Genomic DNA, 15,670 nt, shown 5'->3' with positions numbered 1-15,670 from the left:
TATACCCTTCAGGGTATATTGTAAAGTTTTTAATCTTTAGACTGAAATTTATACTTACTTCACAATTTTTCTAAATTATATAAAAATAGGCCGAATCAACCATATGATTGGTTTCGGCCTATTTTTATTAATTTACGTTAATCATTATTAATTTAGCTACATTTCTATCATTAATCAAAATCTCTTTTTTCTCATTATTCGGCAATAAAATTATATACTTTCCTTTTCTAGGAATCTTCCAAATCAATTTTCCTTCTTAATTAGTTTTCCCTATCGAAATCACGATTTCTTTACTAGGCTGAGGTAATTCATCTTTTATAAGCATAATTTCAAAGTCTTTTATCTGTTGTTTCTCTTTATTTTGAACATAGAAAGTTATAGGATTAACAACTTTACTAACATTCTCTTCGTTATTTACTATATAACTAGACATCATGATTATGACCAATATACAATACAAAATCCAAATAGAATTACTATATTTATTCAGGCCATTTTTTAATATTATTAAACACATCGTCTGTTATCCGATTTCCAAAATTCATATTTTTATTTCCTCTTGTATGTTAACATTCTAGGAGAAACTCCCTCAATTGGACCATAGTCTCTCCACATTGTGTAACGTTCATTTCCTATTTTATCAGCGGGATATCCAGGAATCGCCGCAAGTAAACCTTTTGGTGATTCTACATAGGTAGTTCTATATCCCAACCAGCCAATATAATCTCCTGGAGACCCATTTAATTTAATCGTTCCATAATCATAATCTGAATTTTCATTATCAGTCCATCCACTTACTGAATAGAGTTTTGTCCAACTATAAGGTAAATACGGTGCTTGGTTTCCATTTCTACCAGGGGTCACAATAACATTTGTCGCCCATCCACCAATTTCTTTATTGTAAATACAATGTCCAGCTGTAAGCACTGTATCTTTACTAACTAGTGCTCCTGTACACCCATAAACTTCTCCACTATTTTACTGAGTCGCAACATGGACTATAGCGCTATACGGATATGAATTTGTATCATTAACCCGTATTCGATCATCGCTTCCTATAACAGAATAGGTAAGAATATTAGGTGAATAATTTAACGTACTATTTTCCAAATATGCTCCCCAATCTTCCCCACCATGTTTTCGCCCTTCAAATGAGGGCGAAACAAGATCTTCTCCCCTTCGATCATTACTATACAATGATTGTTCTTGAAACAGTTCACGTTCTCCCTCATTTGAGACCGATGTCCACGGTACATCTTCTGCATACACCTTCTGATGCACCAAAAATACTATGCAAAAAAATATAAAAAGAACACCAAAACGATAAAGAGCCAACCTGCATCTTATAGAAATAAAGCTATCCAACATAACTTACCTCCTATACAAGTGATAGCAAACAATTGAGGATCCCTTTATAAATTCTAGTTTTTCTTTTTTTAGAAGTCAATGTAATTAACAATGATAATCATTGTTAATTACATTAACTTAATAAACTCAAACAATTATTTATATTCTTTACTCTGCTTTCAAAAATCTGTCTTATTAAAGCTTCACTTTATTACATAAGCCCGTAACCTTCTTCACAATCAGCTCCGCAGTATTTTTCTCCGGTGGCATCAATAAATTCGTAACAGGCCCATATACAACAGGATTTAATTCTACTTCATATCCACCATATGTAAACTCTTCCCTTGTCGGTAAATAACCAATATATCCATTCGTATATCCACCAAGAAAGGCTATTTCATTTTGAAGACTCTCTTTCACTTCTAACGCGGTTTCTGAAAAAGGTTCCATCGGTATACCAAAGAACATTCCATCATTAACTTGAAACAGTTGAACTTCTAAATCAATACGTAACTGCCGAATACCTTGCTTATATTTCTCTAAAACGATAGTAAGCCACTCGTCCGTGTTCACACCCCACTGCTTCTCCGCCAATTGAGCCATGCTTCGTATCTCATTCATTTCAGGAATATCTTTCAACTTCATTTGCATCATACTCGAAACTGTTCTTAAATTTACAATTGGGCTATATGTAACTATTGGCAATATTGTTAATACATGTCCACTAAGTGTGTAAGCCATTTGCTTTACTGCTTCCCTTGAACCGCGATACTTCGCATTTACATTACCAGCAGCTCCTTGCACAATAATAACAGGGCAATTTACGATTTTCTCAAGAATCTCCCTCGTCATTCCAGGATAATCCGCTGATAATACATCGCTATCACCTTTTAAAACATTCGGATGCGCAGTACAAAATACAATAATCCCAGATAGCTCCTTCGTTTCAGCATTTCTTATTGCTAACATGCCAATTCGCTTATCTACAACACCCTCTATATTTGTTCCCATCTTTGCTCTTCCATCAGATGTTCTCTCTCTTCGGTTTATCCCAATATCACCTGTCGTAACACTCCAGCCAACTTCACATAGCCCCAAGTTATTATTTGCAGTAACAGCACCGTGCACTACATTATTTACTAAACTCGTTTTATACGACTTTACTAAAGCTTGCTCACCAACAGTTTCCGGACCAGAATGTGTATGTGTATAAACAACTGTTATTCGCTCAAATGGCACATGAAGCCTGCTAGCTACGCGCTCACGAATAATATTCGTATCTTCTACTAACATCCCAATATTATCAATGCTTATAAACACAGTTTTCATTTCATCTTTTTCAAATACAAAAACTGTCCCATAAATATGCTCTTCAATATTATTTATTCCTGTCTCTCTATGGTATCCAACAAAATCAATACCGACAGGCGGCGTAATATCTACCTTGCATACCCCTATTTTGCTCATTTGAATCGCTCCATTTCTCTATATAACTCCCTTTCTTCAAGAATAGCATATTTAACTTTGCCCCAAATAAAAAAGAACGGACATAGCATTCTATGTCCATTCTTTTCATCACACATACTTCCGATGCACCATCTTCCCATCATAAGAAAACACAACGCCCTTACTTTCCACAATCGACTCCATATGCACCGTTCTTCCCCATAACTGATGAATGTATGGCAGTACTTTTTCTAAGTATTTTAAATCGAGCTCAATTCCTTCGTAACTATGTTTAATGTACAACTCTCCGTTCTTTAAGTAGTCACCATCTTCTACTACTAAGTACGGGAAGCCACCATTTGTACGCATATTTACGAGCTGATCACGTACATGTTCCCACTCTTTATCTATTACTTTATATTCTTTTCCTTGGCGTTGGAATAAGTACATATCTTCTCTCATTACGAGATCTTTGTTTAAGTAGTTCCTTAAGAATGATACATCCCATTCGATTTCGCGTACTTCAAAGATTTTGTCACGGCCAGATCCTGGTTTTACACCGCGTCGTTTCATTTCTTCTGTCGGGTTATTGTAGCGCTCCTCTATATCTTCAAACATTTTAATACCTAGGTAGTATGGGTTAATACTTGTTTTTGATGGTTGAACTACACCTGCATTAAGCTTTGCGAATTCAATCGCTTCAGAAGATGTTAAGTCCATTTCACGGAGTATGCGTTGATGCCAGTATGATGCCCAGCCTTCATTCATAATTTTTGTTTCAAGCTGCGGCCAGAAATATAGCATTTCCTCACGCATCATCGTTAATATATCTCGCTGCCAATCTTCTAGCTCACGGCTATATTCTTCAATGAAGAGGAGTAAATCTTTCTCTGGTTGCGGCGGAATTTTCTTCTTTTTATGCATATTAGGTCGTTCTCTCTTTTTGTTTCGATCATCTAAATTCCATAAGTCATCGTACTGTGATATCTTTTTCTTTTCTACATCCTCTTCTAAATCTTCAATACTCCACGCAAGTTTTGGACGCATAATCGATGGGTCAATATGCTCTTGAATGGCAAGTACGGCATCTAAAAATGTTTCTACCTCTGCTTTTCCGTACTTATGCTCATACGCTTTCACACGGTCCGCTGTTGCCGCCATACTTTCTACCATATCTCGCTTCGTATTTGAAAAACGAATATTATTTTTGAAGAAGTCACAGTGTGCTAAAACGTGCGCTACAATTAATTTGTTTTGAATTAACGAGTTCGTATCTAATAAAAAGGCGTAACATGGATCAGAGTTAATAACGAGTTCGTATATTTTACTAAGACCTAAATCGTATTGTAATTTCATTCTAAAAAACTGTTTTCCAAAACTCCAATGTGAAAACCGCGTCGGCATCCCATATGCACCAAATGTATAAATAATTTCCGCTGGACATATTTCATAACGCATCGGATAAAAATCAAGCCCAAATCCAGTCGCAATTTCCGTAATTTCCGCAATCGCATATTGCAGTGCTTTATCGTCACTTGCTCTCATTATTTTCCCTCCTTACACTTTCCCTTAAGAAAGTGTATGATGGAGAACAAGCTTTCATGAGGATTGATTGCATAATAAAAAGACACCCCCGCAAAAACGAGAATGTCTTATCTATTAACCTTCAATAATCTCCATCTTCTCCGTAATCGGAGTACGAGCTTTTCCTTCTGGTGCTTTATCGAAATAGCCAAGGTGAAGAATTCCAACGATACGTTGACCTCTTGTTAAACCAAGTCCTTCTATAAATAATGGATTATAGTTTAATCCGCCTGATTTCCAAACACAACCTAATCCACGTTCCCAAGCAAGCAGTTGGAAGTTTTGCATAAATGCACATGTTGCAGCGTAATCTTCGTCACGTTGAATTTGACGTGGATCTTCATTAATATAAACAACGATTTGTGCGGGCGTGCTTAAGAAACGATCTGATAAAATTTTGCCGCGTTTCGCTCTTTCTTCTTCTGTGAAAGAGTTTAATACTGCGTCTACTAATTTTTTGCGACCTTCTCCAATGTATAATTTACAATTCCATGGTTCACGGTGTTTATGATTCGGTGCCCACGTTGCGTCGTTTAATAGTTCAATTAATAACTCTTTATCTACAGCTTTATCTGTGAATGTACGTACAGAGCGTCTTTCTTTAATCAAATTTGCGATGGAAGTATATGTAGTCATATTTTTCTCTCCCTTATTTTTATCTATATGTATACATTTGTTATTGATATTGATTTTCAATTTCGATTATACCTTAGTTTTTTACTATTAATCAATGTTTTATGTTGGAAAACTTCTAAAAATGTCATTTAATACTGTGAATAAAAAAACTTAACTTGTTCACAAGTATTTCACATTTTATGGAAATGATATGTGTACAGTTTTCTACATTATCCATCTAGGAGGAGTTTATATGTACAAAAAAATCGCAGTAAGTATGACCATGGCAACATTATTATTCGGGGCAACCGTCTTCCCTACTTTCGCTGCCACGCCAAAAGAAGTAACATTGCACCATCATAAGCCTATTTCAGAAGAAGAAATGCAGTCGCTAGAAAAACTCGGCTACAACAAACATGAAATTTGGAGAGCTGCTCACATTGCAAGAATCAGTAAAAAAGAAATAAAAGACGTTTTAGCTTACTATAAGCAAAATAAATCTTGGGAGAAAACAGCCGAGCATTTCGGTGTAGATCCAAGTAAGCTGAAAAAGCATCATATGAATAAAGAAACAAAGCAAGCACTGCTACAACAGTTAGCAACTATGCAAAAATCCACACCGGATCAGCTAAAGCAAAAAATGAAAGAATATAACATCAAATTGCGTCATCTTACTGTGTTAACAATCATCTCTCAAAAAAGCAATACCCCTCTTGATGATGTATTAAAAATGAAAAAAGATGGAATGGACATTAAACAAATTGCCGAAAAATTAAATGTAAAAAGAGAAGATATACGAGCGGAAATGATGAAATTAGTGAAGTCTATTAAAGAACAAAAAACAAATTAAAATGCTAAAAAGGAAGAGCCATTCACCACTCTTCCTTTTCTTTATGAACTTTCAATTTTTAAGTATAAATTCCCGTCTTTCCCAAAAACTAACACAAGTAAATGATGTAAGTTAGGGGTGAGAAAATGTTCGGTTTATCATCTAAGAAATCAAAAAAGACTAATACAAAAACACTTTGTTCTATCCCAGAATTTATACAAACCATGAAAGAATCAAGCGATTTTGTTTCTTATAACGTACTTGAAGATGAAACGTTATGCTTGTTTTATTATAAATCTGTCGTGGAAGCACTTATTATTAAACAATTTATTTTAACTCCTCTAAAAAAAGAATCGGAACAAATTCAAAATATCTCTGATTTATGTAATATCGTCTCTATTGAAGATATTATTACCTCCCCTTCTATTGATGATATTCGTGAGAAATTATTAGGTGGATATATTTTAATACGCTTAAAAAACAATTCGAATCCCGATCAATATGCTTTAATTCGTGCTGAAAGTACTGTTTTAGGAACACGATTATATAACGATACAGAAAATGAGTATAGCGTAATCGGGCCTAAAATCGGTTTTGTTGAAAACCTTGATACAAATATACACTTATTACGCCGAAATATTGTAACGGAGCAACTCATTTTTAAAGAAGTTACCGTCGGATCTATATCAAAAACGAAAGTAGCAGTTGCTTATATAGAAGGAGTTACAAATGAACAATTTATCAACACCGCAATACAACGGCTAGAAGACATTGACTTTGATGTCCCATTTGATTCAACTATGATTGAGCAATTTATTAGTGATAATAGCAATTCACCTTTTCCTGTTCTATTACCTACAGAACGATTAGATCGAGCTGTATTTGCGTTAATTAACGGGGAAGTTTTGATTTTAACAGATGGCTCTCCATATGCTTTATCAGGACCAACAACGTTACTGGATTTTTTCATTTCACCAGAAGATTATTATTTACCGTGGATGATTGGATCGTTCTTTCGTATTATTCGTTTTTTTGGGGCTATATTTTCTCTTTTTTCCTCCGCTATTTATACAGCGGCTTTAACATATCATTATCAAATGATTCCTGCCGATTTACTAGGTCCTATTATTTTCTCGAGAGCTAACGTACCTTTCCCTCCTATTCTAGAAGCACTCTTTTTAGAAATTACAATCGAATTGCTTCGTGAAGCAGGAGCACGTTTACCAACGAAAGTCGGACAAACGATTGGGATTGTTGGGGGGATTGTAATTGGCCAAGCATCCGTGGAGGCGGCTTTGACAAGTACAATTTTATTAATTGCAGTCGCTTTATCCGCTCTTGCATCTTTCACAACACCAACCGTAAAGATGTCTTCTACTATCCGGTTATTACGCTTTCCACTTATTCTTTTAGCCGGTGCATTCGGAGGATTAGGCCTTATTGTCGGATTTGTATTCATTTTAGCTCATTTAATTAAATTAAAATCACTTGGATCACCTTATTTATTACCTTTATATCCATTTCGTGGTTTAGGTACAGCAGAAGGTTTTCTTCGATTACCATTTAGTCAAACGGCTCAAAGACCTTCTTTTCTTAGACCAAAATCAAAATGGCGCTATAATCCAAACAAAGCGAAGCAAAAACGTGATGGTGAGAATGAATGAAAAAAATTTTATTGCACCTTATCATTATCTTCTTCATTTTACAAACTGGCTGTACACAAACCTATATAGTGGATACACAGCGTATTATTCATATTGCTGGATTTGACATCACAAAAAACAAAAGATTCCAAGGAACTATCTTATTCCCTGAATACACACATGGTGTAAAGTCTAAGCCAGAGACGCAATCAACATCTGCTCGTTCCCTTGAAACAATCGCTTCACGATTAAATGCGAAATCTCCTCACAATGTCGTTGTAGGTCAAATGCGTGTCGTCCTATTTGGAAAAACGCTAGGAGAACGCGGAATGGGAGAAATTATTACTAACTTACAACGTGACCCAAATATCGGGCGTGATGTACAACTAGCAATTGTAGATGGATCGGCTGAAGAGCTTTTAAATTACGGAAAAAAAAATGGGTCTTTATATATTGCCGATTTACTCGAGCAAAATATACGAAATGAGAACATTCCACAAACCACATTAAACATTTTTTTATATAATTATTACTCTTCTGTATGTGATGCCTATGTTCCTTATATTAAAATGGACGATAATCATTCTATCGCTGTCAAAGGACTTGCCTTTTTAAAAGGCGATAAAGTAGTCATGTATACAGATAAAAGACATTCTGTTTTAGCAAAATTACTTATTAATCCTACGAAAAATGGACGTTACGAAGCAGCAATAAAAAAAGATAAGCATAAAGGTATGGTTGTTATACAAAACTTAGCTGGAGAAAACAAGTATGATATAGATCAAACTGGCGACATACCAAAAGTAAAAATCCATTTAAAATTAAATGGATTAATTAAAAACTCCCCCAATTGGATTGATTTAAGAAAAAAAACAAATATCAACTATATAAGAAAACAAATTGAACGAAATGTTGAAAAAGACTGCGAAGATTTAATAAAACAATTTCAAGAAAAGGAAATTGATCCTTTAGGAATACGAGATGAAATTAGAAGCCATACGAGAAAATGGAATATAAAACAAATTCGAAATATGTATAAAAATGTAGCAGTAGATATAAATTTAGATCTTAATATTGTACAATCTGGAATCGGTGAATAGTGAGGTGAAATGAGCAATGAATACAATGAATACATCAAAAACTGTCTCTCCATATTTTGCATTTATTTTATTGCATTCTCTCCAGATTGGTATAGGAATTCTCGGATATCAACGTGTAATTTTAAAAAACGCTGGTTATGATGCCTGGATTTCTCTTATTATTGCGGGAATTGCAACTCATATTGTACTGGTTTGTATGTTAAAAATGCTTGAAAAAGACGGAGATTTAATTAGCATTCATACAACAACCTTTGGAAAATGGATTGGCTCTATATTTTCTGTAATTTTCACTCTTTATTGCTTATTATTTTGCCTTACTGTTCTTCGTACATATATGGAAGTGATACAAGTTTGGATTTTCCCTACCATTAAGTTATGGAAACTTACCCTTATGTTTTTATTAGTCACTTACTACATTATAAAAGGCGGCTTCCGCTCTGTGACAGGGATATGCTTTTGGGGTATTGTGCTTCCTATTTTCGTGATATTTTTTTTAATTTATCCAATGAAGTATGCACATTTCCGTAATATTTTACCTATTTTTACGCATTCACCTTTTGACATGCTTATATCTGCAAAGCACTCCGCATTGGAATTTCTGGGGTTTGAAACAATTCTTATCTTTTATCCCTTTATTGAAAAAGGAAAATCTTTAAAACGATGGGCCCATGCTGGAATTGCTTTTAGCACCTTAATTTATGTAGTTTTAGCTATCGTATCCTTTATGTATTATAGTGAGGGTCAATTAAACCGTACTATTTGGCCTACTTTAACAATGTTAAAAATAATTAAAGTTCCTTTTATTCAGCGTTTTGAATATATTATTATTTTCGTTTGGTTTTTAATTATTTTACCAAACCTTTGCTTAACCATTTGGTCATCATGTCAAACGATGAAGCGTTCCTTTCATATTTCATTTAAATTTACATTACCGTTTTTTATTTTCATCATATTTTCAGCTTCTCTGCTTTTCACAAACCGTGAAAGTATCAATACATTAAATACCGTACTATCTCAAGCGGGTTTATATATTGTATACGCTTATATCCCAATTTTATTTCTATTTCATTCGCTAAGATGGCGTTTCAAAAATCAGTCGAAAAAATCTTCACCCGACACTCCATAATCTCTGATACAATTTGATTAATACATTTGTAAAGGGGACAAGCGAATGAAAAAGTATGTATTTTCTTTACTTGCAGTACTAAGCTTAATTCTTGCTGGATGCGGAAGTACTGGTACAAATGACCAAAAATCTTCTGAATCAAAAAAAGAAGAACATGACCATGCATCCCACACTCAACAAGCTGACATTCAAGAGAAAACAAAAGGAGTCGACACACTTCCGACCTTCCTAGATAAGCTTGATCCACAAATGAAAGATATTTACACCGTCGCTGGGCAAAATGCAGAGCTATTAGATTGGATTCCATGCTATTGTGGTTGCGGTGAAAGTGTAGGACATAAAAATAATAAAAACTGCTTTATTCGTGAAATTAAAAAGAATGGTGAAGTTGTTTGGGATTCCCACGCAACGACTTGCGTCAATTGCCTAGAAATCGCAGTTGAATCTGCTTCCATGAAACAAAAAGGAAAATCAACGCTTGAAATTCGTAACTATATCGATAATAAATACAAAGAAGGCTATGGCAAACCAACACCTACGCCAATGCCAAAAGCTTAAAAAACGAGGGAATTCCTCGTTTTTTCTTTTCATTCTCTTTTTTTCTTAACAAATTCTTTCAAGTGTATTTCTCCTTACTTATCACACACTATATATAACTCTCGGTAAGGAGGGTACACAGTGCAAACATATAACGACTATGATAAAGCTCTCTATTACACGTATTGCTGTAATTGGGATAAATTACTCGTTCTCATGGTTCAAACGAACGATCAATTATTTTCTAAGCGTATTGAGCATTTTTTACACGCTTATCAATACAGCAAAGAACTACCAGAAGTTGATAAACAACTGCAGCTCCTATTTCAATATATTGACCATGCATCCCAAAAGTCGCATGTAGAAGAAGTAGAGCAAATTCAAATGTAAAATATAGCGCTATTCTCTTTAGGAGAATGGCGCTTTTTTAAAATATTAATACCAATAAAAGTTTCCTCTTATAAAACTTTTATTGATAAACATATTTTTTCTTTCTTTTCTATACCACTTCATACTATAATTTAGTATGTAACTATTATAAGAGAGGTATAAAATATGGGACGAAAAAAAAAGCAAGAATATGCTTTACTTACCGCATGGGGAGCTTCTTTTATCGCTACACTAGGAAGTCTGTACTTTTCCGAAATCATGAAATTTGAGCCTTGTGTCCTTTGTTGGTATCAACGCATTTTTATGTATCCATTCGTTTTATGGCTTGGTATTGCTGTAGCAAAGAAAGACTATCGCATCGCAAGTTATTCTTTACCAATCGCAACTATTGGCGCTTGTATTTCTTTATATCACTATGCAATTCAAAAAGTCGCAGCATTTTCAGCAGCTGGGGCAGCTTGTGGACGTGTACCATGTACGGGAGAATACATAAACTGGTTCGGCTTTGTGACAATCCCGTTTTTAGCACTTATCGGCTTTATTACAATCGCTGTTTGTAGCTTTATTGTCATCAAAAACAAATAAGGAGATGAAAGAATGAAAAAAATGCTTATATTTGGTGGTATTATTATCGCCTTGTTCGTGGCAATTTTTGCAGTAACACAAATGGAAGAAAAAAATGCTACTAGCCAAAAAATTGATAATCCTACTGAAAGTAAGACAAACGGTTCTGACTACTACACAAATAAAATCTCTCTTTCAGATCTTCAAAAGAACTTAAAAGAGAAAAAAGAAGAAACAGTATACTTTTATCAAACATCTTGCGTTCATTGCCAAAAATTATCTCCTGTCGTAGTGCCGATGGCTAAAGACTTGAACGTTGATATGAAAGTTATGGATATTGAAAAATTAGATGCTCCTTGGGATGAATATAAAATTCAAGGTACACCAACAATCATTCATTTTAAAGATGGCAAAGAAGTAAGCCGTATTAGCGGTGAACAGCCAAAAGACAAATTAAAAGAATGGCTTGAGCAAACGAAAAAGTAACGAGAAAAGGAAACTCCTTCTACACATGAAATGGGCGTAAAATCCCACACTAATGTATAAGGAGGGGGTTTTATGCCAGAAGTAAGATGTTCTGTTTCCAACTGTTCTTTTTGGGGACAAGGTAACTTTTGTCAAGCAAGTGCGATCGTCGTTCAGCCTGATGCAGATGAAACTGGTCAAACTGAAAATGATTCATATACAGCTGCTGTTTTAACAAACGAGACGCTAGAAAGTTCTGTAGCAACGAGTGTAGAGACTTGTTGTCATACATTTAAGCCTAAATATTAAACATAAAAAGCATACGATTCATCGTATGCTTTTTTACATCCCTCTCCAAAAATCATGCATAATAAAAAAATATAAAATAACGAGAACGGCCGTCCCGCATAGGGTAATGCGCCGATATATACTCTTCTCTCCTTCCCTCGCTTTCACAAACGCCCAAATAAATCCGAAGAATAATATTAAATCAACATATGGAACATAAAAAGAAAAGACGAGAAACGCATATAAATACACGATAAATAAACAGGTCGTTACTAAGAAAACTTTAAACGCAAATTCACTTTTCATAATATAACCGCCCCCTATCTGTACTGTATTATATTCAGCAAAATACAATAGTTGCAGTTAAACTCCAAGTATAAATAAGCTACCGTCTGTAATACGGTAGCCATTACGGAACATTGTATTTCCGTTTATATATATTACTTAAGATCGAAGAAGGAATTTGCTCGTAACGAATTTTCTCTCCTGTTTCATCTATAATATACGAATTGTTTCCTATATAATATATCCCATCTTTTCGCTTTGAGTACACTGGATATCTTTCGTTCGGCAATACCGTTTTCACTTTCGTTAACTGTCCATTTGGTTCTTGCCAATATATATCTGCGCGGTCTACTAACGTAAGTACTCCAATTTGTTCTTCTTCTATTTTTCGTCCATTCCAGCTCACAACGCGATAACCAAGCTTATTCGCTTCATATTCGGGGCTCGTATGAAAACGAGAAATGATTACTTTTGTTTGTAATTGTACTCGGTCATATAACCATTGTATATCCCTGTCATGCATGCGAATACAGCCATTTGATTCCCTACTTCCAATCGTCCATTCCCGATTTGTCCCGTGAATCGCATATTCATTCTTATCTAGCCCAAGCCATCTCGTACCAAGAGGGTTATTCGGTGCACCCCCAGCTATTTTTTTTCGATGGTATTCTTTATTTTTAAATTTAGTTATAATACAAAAATTACCTTCAGGCGTAGGTGTACGATCTCTTCCAGTCGTTACTGGAAATGTTTTTGTGTAATTTCCATTCTCAAAAAAAGACAACTGGTTTGTGGTAAGATTCACTAATATTAAATGATCTGTATCAGCAAAAGCACTAACCGGTAGGAAGAAAAATAATAGTAAAACGAAACATACCCTTTTCACCTATATCCCCCCTAGCGCTCACCATAATAATTGTAATTAGCTTTACTTTGCTCTTATAAATGAAAACTATCCATTTACAATAACGCCCCCATTTACATGTATCATTTGTCCCGTAACATAAGAAGAATCACCAGACGCTAAATATACATATGCCGGCGCTAACTCATATGGTTGACCAGGCCTTTGCATCGGGACATTGCTCCCAAACTGAGAGACTTTCTTCTCATCAAAGCTCGATGGAATAAGCGGTGTCCAAATCGGTCCCGGCGCAACACCATTTACACGAATTCCTTTTTGTACTAATGATTGAGAAAGTGATCTTGTAAACGCTACGATTGCTCCTTTCGTTGCGGAATAATCAATTAACGTTTCATTCCCTTCATATGCAACGATAGATGCCGTATTTATAATGACATCTCCTTTCTTCAAATGAGAAAGTGCGGCTTTCGCAACGTGAAAATAAGAAAAAATATTAATACGAAAAGTCTTTTCTAGCTGTTCTGCTGTAATATACTCTAGTCCTTGCTGCGGATATTGCTGCGCGACATTATTTACTAAAACCTGTAAACTACCTAGCTGCTGGACGGTCTCTTCTACAATATCTTTACAATGCTGTTCATCACTTAAATCACCCGGCAACAATACACACTTTACTCCTTCTTTTTCAACACGTTGTTTCGTCTCATTTGCATCTTCTTCCTCATCTAAATAAGCAATCGCAATATTTGCTCCCTCTTTCGCAAAAGCGATGGAAACAGCTCGTCCAATCCCACTATCTCCCCCTGTAATTAATACATTCTTTCCTTTTAACTTTTCGCTACCTTTATAATTCGAATCTTCAAACTGCGGAAGTGGATTCATTAATGATTCAATACCAGGCTGTTTATTTTGATGTTGCGCTGGCATTGTTACAAAGTTTTTTTGCTGTGGCATAGCTTCTTTCAACTCCTTTTTCTTATAATGTGCATAATAAAAACTGAAATTCAAACATCAAGTTACGATTAATATTCGAATTTAAGACACAAAATATGAATTGTTGTAAAATTTTTATACAAAACTATTGCAAAATAGTTAAAAAACGAATATTATATATAACTGTTGTGAAAATTATTCGTAAACAGAAAGGATGTTTATATGTTTAACCTTTCAAAACATAAAACTTCTATTAAAACTGAAATTATGGCAGGTATTATTACCTTCTTAACAATGGCATATATCATTGTCGTAAACCCAGTCATCCTTGGGGATGCAGGTGTTCCATTTGAACAAGCATTTACAGCAACAATTATCGCTGCTGTTGTCGGAACATTATTTATGGCGATCTTTACAAACTTACCAATCGCAATCGCGCCAGGTATGGGATTAAATGCTTACTTCTCTTACTCTGTTGTAAAAGCTCATGAAGGCATGACTTTCGCAATTGCATTCTCTGCTGTATTCGTAGCAGGTATGATTTTAATTTTGCTATCATTTACATCTTTCCGTACAAAATTAATGGAAGCAATTCCTGAAAACTTAAAACATGCAATTACTGCTGGTATCGGGCTATTTATCGCCTTTATCGGTTTACGTTTAACAGGTATCGTTACAAAAAATGATGCAAACTTAGTTGGACTTGGTGATCTTCACTCTGCTCCAGTTCTACTAGCATTAGCTGGACTTGGAATTACTATTATCCTTATGTCTTTAAATGTAAATGGCGCACTATTTATCGGTATGCTATTAACTGGTATTATCGCTTTCTTCACAGGACAATTAACATTCTCAAACGGTGTTACATCAATGCCTGGATTACCAGAAGGAATTATCGTTTCAAATCCAATTACTGCTGTATCTGACGTAATTAACTACGGATTATACGGCGTTGTATTCTCATTCTTCCTTGTTACATTATTCGATACAACAGGTACATTACTTGGCGTTGCTCAACAAGGTGGATTTATGAAAGATGGAAAGCTTCCAAAAGCTGGACGAGCTCTTCTATCTGACTCATTCTCAGCAACAATCGGTTCTATGTTCGGAACAACACCATCAACAGCTTACATTGAATCTTCTGCTGGCGTTGCAGCTGGTGGTCGTACTGGTTTAACAACTGTTACAGTAGCTGTTCTATTCGCACTAGCAGCATTCTTTGGACCATTAGTAAGTGCCGTTTCTGGTGTATCAGCTATTACTGCCCCATCATTAATTATCGTTGGTAGTCTTATGATGGGTTCAGTTCGTCACATCGATTGGGACGCATTTGATGAAGCATTCCCAGCATTCTTAGTAATATTAAGCATGCCACTTACATCAAGTATCGCAACAGGTATCGCACTTGGATTTATTTCATACCCACTTATGAAAGTAGCAAAAGGTAAATTCCGTGCTGTTCACCCACTTGTGTATGTATTTGGAATCTTGTTCGCTTATCAATTAATTTTCTTACCACATTAAAATCCCTCATAAAGAGGGATTTTTTTATACATAAAAAATAGAGCATCGAATTTGAACTGCACCCCAATTGTTAGACACAGTCTAACAATTGGAGGTGCAGTTTTTCTATGGCTAAATTTACAGCTGATG

Annotated in this window: 16 protein-coding genes and 2 pseudogenes; 10 read left to right on the top strand and 8 right to left on the bottom strand. The window is 35.1% G+C overall.

From position 1 onward, the window contains the following. Positions 1-127: 127 nt before the first annotated feature. From DOS87_RS04035 to DOS87_RS04015, 5 genes and pseudogenes are all read right to left on the bottom strand, one after another. Positions 128-517, bottom strand: a pseudogene (locus tag DOS87_RS04035) (DUF2606 family protein). Continuing rightward, a pseudogene (locus DOS87_RS04030) lies at positions 483-1,368 on the bottom strand (trypsin-like serine peptidase). The pseudogenes DOS87_RS04035 and DOS87_RS04030 overlap by 35 nt, the downstream one beginning before the upstream one ends. Before the next feature lie 174 nt (positions 1,369-1,542). Further along, positions 1,543-2,814: a neutral/alkaline non-lysosomal ceramidase N-terminal domain-containing protein gene (locus DOS87_RS04025; protein ID WP_000034541.1), complete on the bottom strand. Its 1,272-nt coding sequence runs from the start codon at positions 2,812-2,814 to the stop codon at positions 1,543-1,545. Between the two features lie 108 nt (positions 2,815-2,922). After that, a complete protein-coding gene (gene spoVR, locus DOS87_RS04020; protein WP_001202690.1) occupies positions 2,923-4,338 on the bottom strand; it encodes a stage V sporulation protein SpoVR in 1,416 nt (471 codons plus the stop codon). 114 nt (positions 4,339-4,452) lie between these two features. After that, positions 4,453-5,013: a nitroreductase family protein gene (locus tag DOS87_RS04015; RefSeq protein WP_086398169.1), complete on the bottom strand. Its 561-nt coding sequence runs from the start codon at positions 5,011-5,013 to the stop codon at positions 4,453-4,455. A gap of 232 nt (positions 5,014-5,245) precedes the next feature. Between DOS87_RS04015 and DOS87_RS04010 the strand changes: the two genes are divergently transcribed. The 9 genes from DOS87_RS04010 to DOS87_RS03970 all read left to right on the top strand — a co-directional run bounded on the left by DOS87_RS04010 (position 5,246) and on the right by DOS87_RS03970 (position 11,955). Beyond that, positions 5,246-5,842, top strand: coding sequence for a hypothetical protein (locus DOS87_RS04010; RefSeq protein ID WP_142398810.1), 597 nt, complete (start codon positions 5,246-5,248; stop codon positions 5,840-5,842). 125 nt (positions 5,843-5,967) lie between these two features. Then, complete coding sequence (locus DOS87_RS04005; RefSeq protein ID WP_000467500.1) at positions 5,968-7,485, top strand: spore germination protein; 1,518 nt, start codon at positions 5,968-5,970, stop codon at positions 7,483-7,485. Beyond that, positions 7,482-8,564, top strand: a complete 1,083-nt coding sequence (locus DOS87_RS04000; protein ID WP_000722242.1) for a Ger(x)C family spore germination protein — start codon at positions 7,482-7,484, stop codon at positions 8,562-8,564. The genes DOS87_RS04005 and DOS87_RS04000 overlap by 4 nt, the downstream gene beginning before the upstream one ends. Before the next feature lie 16 nt (positions 8,565-8,580). Further along, a complete protein-coding gene (locus DOS87_RS03995) occupies positions 8,581-9,690 on the top strand; it encodes a GerAB/ArcD/ProY family transporter (protein ID WP_001095145.1) in 1,110 nt (369 codons plus the stop codon). A gap of 45 nt (positions 9,691-9,735) precedes the next feature. Continuing rightward, entirely contained in the window at positions 9,736-10,248 is a 513-nt protein-coding gene (locus DOS87_RS03990; RefSeq protein WP_000761026.1) for a PCYCGC domain-containing protein, read from the top strand. A 120-nt stretch (positions 10,249-10,368) separates the two neighbouring features. After that, a complete protein-coding gene (locus tag DOS87_RS03985) occupies positions 10,369-10,617 on the top strand; it encodes a YhdB family protein (RefSeq protein ID WP_001195459.1) in 249 nt (82 codons plus the stop codon). A 165-nt stretch (positions 10,618-10,782) separates the two neighbouring features. Continuing rightward, on the top strand, positions 10,783-11,202 hold the full coding sequence (locus DOS87_RS03980) for a disulfide formation protein C (protein WP_208730207.1): 420 nt from the start codon (positions 10,783-10,785) through the stop codon (positions 11,200-11,202). Positions 11,203-11,214: 12 nt separating this feature from the next. After that, positions 11,215-11,667 carry a thioredoxin family protein gene (locus DOS87_RS03975; protein WP_000738451.1) on the top strand — a complete coding sequence of 151 codons (453 nt, stop codon included), beginning with the start codon at positions 11,215-11,217 and terminating at the stop codon, positions 11,665-11,667. 72 nt (positions 11,668-11,739) lie between these two features. Continuing rightward, the gene (locus DOS87_RS03970; RefSeq protein WP_001115488.1) at positions 11,740-11,955 is read left to right on the top strand and encodes a DUF1540 domain-containing protein; all 216 of its coding nucleotides are present in this window, start codon (positions 11,740-11,742) and stop codon (positions 11,953-11,955) included. 33 nt (positions 11,956-11,988) lie between these two features. Here DOS87_RS03970 and DOS87_RS03965 read toward each other — a convergent pair whose 3' ends face one another. The 3 genes from DOS87_RS03965 to DOS87_RS03955 all read right to left on the bottom strand — a co-directional run bounded on the left by DOS87_RS03965 (position 11,989) and on the right by DOS87_RS03955 (position 14,038). Next, the gene (locus DOS87_RS03965; protein ID WP_000834195.1) at positions 11,989-12,240 is read right to left on the bottom strand and encodes a hypothetical protein; all 252 of its coding nucleotides are present in this window, start codon (positions 12,238-12,240) and stop codon (positions 11,989-11,991) included. 103 nt (positions 12,241-12,343) lie between these two features. Then, positions 12,344-13,105: a L,D-transpeptidase gene (locus DOS87_RS03960; RefSeq protein ID WP_000831959.1), complete on the bottom strand. Its 762-nt coding sequence runs from the start codon at positions 13,103-13,105 to the stop codon at positions 12,344-12,346. A 66-nt stretch (positions 13,106-13,171) separates the two neighbouring features. Further along, on the bottom strand, positions 13,172-14,038 hold the full coding sequence (locus DOS87_RS03955; protein WP_001136290.1) for an SDR family oxidoreductase: 867 nt from the start codon (positions 14,036-14,038) through the stop codon (positions 13,172-13,174). A 201-nt stretch (positions 14,039-14,239) separates the two neighbouring features. On the opposite strand from DOS87_RS03955, the gene DOS87_RS03950 reads away from it, so the two are divergent. Then, positions 14,240-15,541, top strand: coding sequence for an NCS2 family permease (locus tag DOS87_RS03950; RefSeq protein ID WP_000482710.1), 1,302 nt, complete (start codon positions 14,240-14,242; stop codon positions 15,539-15,541). Positions 15,542-15,670: the final 129 nt, after the last annotated feature.

It is taken from the genome of Bacillus sp. CR71 (assembly GCF_003429245.1).
In the GTDB taxonomy this organism is placed as follows: domain Bacteria; phylum Bacillota; class Bacilli; order Bacillales; family Bacillaceae_G; genus Bacillus_A; species Bacillus_A thuringiensis_S.
This window is presented reverse-complemented; position numbering and strand designations above follow the sequence as displayed.

Excerpts from the sequence above, each read along its gene's own strand:
- DOS87_RS04000 (WP_000722242.1), top strand. The coding sequence starts at position 7,482 with ATGAAAAAAATTTTATTGCACCTTATCATTATCTTCTTCATTTTACAA.
- DOS87_RS04015 (WP_086398169.1), bottom strand. The coding sequence starts at position 5,013 with ATGACTACATATACTTCCATCGCAAATTTGATTAAAGAAAGACGCTCT.
- DOS87_RS03995 (WP_001095145.1), top strand. The coding sequence starts at position 8,581 with ATGAATACAATGAATACATCAAAAACTGTCTCTCCATATTTTGCATTT.
- DOS87_RS03970 (WP_001115488.1), top strand. The coding sequence starts at position 11,740 with ATGCCAGAAGTAAGATGTTCTGTTTCCAACTGTTCTTTTTGGGGACAA.
- spoVR (WP_001202690.1), bottom strand. The coding sequence starts at position 4,338 with ATGAGAGCAAGTGACGATAAAGCACTGCAATATGCGATTGCGGAAATT.
- DOS87_RS03965 (WP_000834195.1), bottom strand. The coding sequence starts at position 12,240 with ATGAAAAGTGAATTTGCGTTTAAAGTTTTCTTAGTAACGACCTGTTTA.
- DOS87_RS03950 (WP_000482710.1), top strand. The coding sequence starts at position 14,240 with ATGTTTAACCTTTCAAAACATAAAACTTCTATTAAAACTGAAATTATG.
- DOS87_RS03955 (WP_001136290.1), bottom strand. The coding sequence starts at position 14,038 with ATGCCACAGCAAAAAAACTTTGTAACAATGCCAGCGCAACATCAAAAT.
- DOS87_RS03980 (WP_208730207.1), top strand. The coding sequence starts at position 10,783 with ATGGGACGAAAAAAAAAGCAAGAATATGCTTTACTTACCGCATGGGGA.
- DOS87_RS04010 (WP_142398810.1), top strand. The coding sequence starts at position 5,246 with ATGTACAAAAAAATCGCAGTAAGTATGACCATGGCAACATTATTATTC.
- DOS87_RS04025 (WP_000034541.1), bottom strand. The coding sequence starts at position 2,814 with ATGAGCAAAATAGGGGTATGCAAGGTAGATATTACGCCGCCTGTCGGT.
- DOS87_RS03990 (WP_000761026.1), top strand. The coding sequence starts at position 9,736 with ATGAAAAAGTATGTATTTTCTTTACTTGCAGTACTAAGCTTAATTCTT.
- DOS87_RS04005 (WP_000467500.1), top strand. The coding sequence starts at position 5,968 with ATGTTCGGTTTATCATCTAAGAAATCAAAAAAGACTAATACAAAAACA.
- DOS87_RS03975 (WP_000738451.1), top strand. The coding sequence starts at position 11,215 with ATGAAAAAAATGCTTATATTTGGTGGTATTATTATCGCCTTGTTCGTG.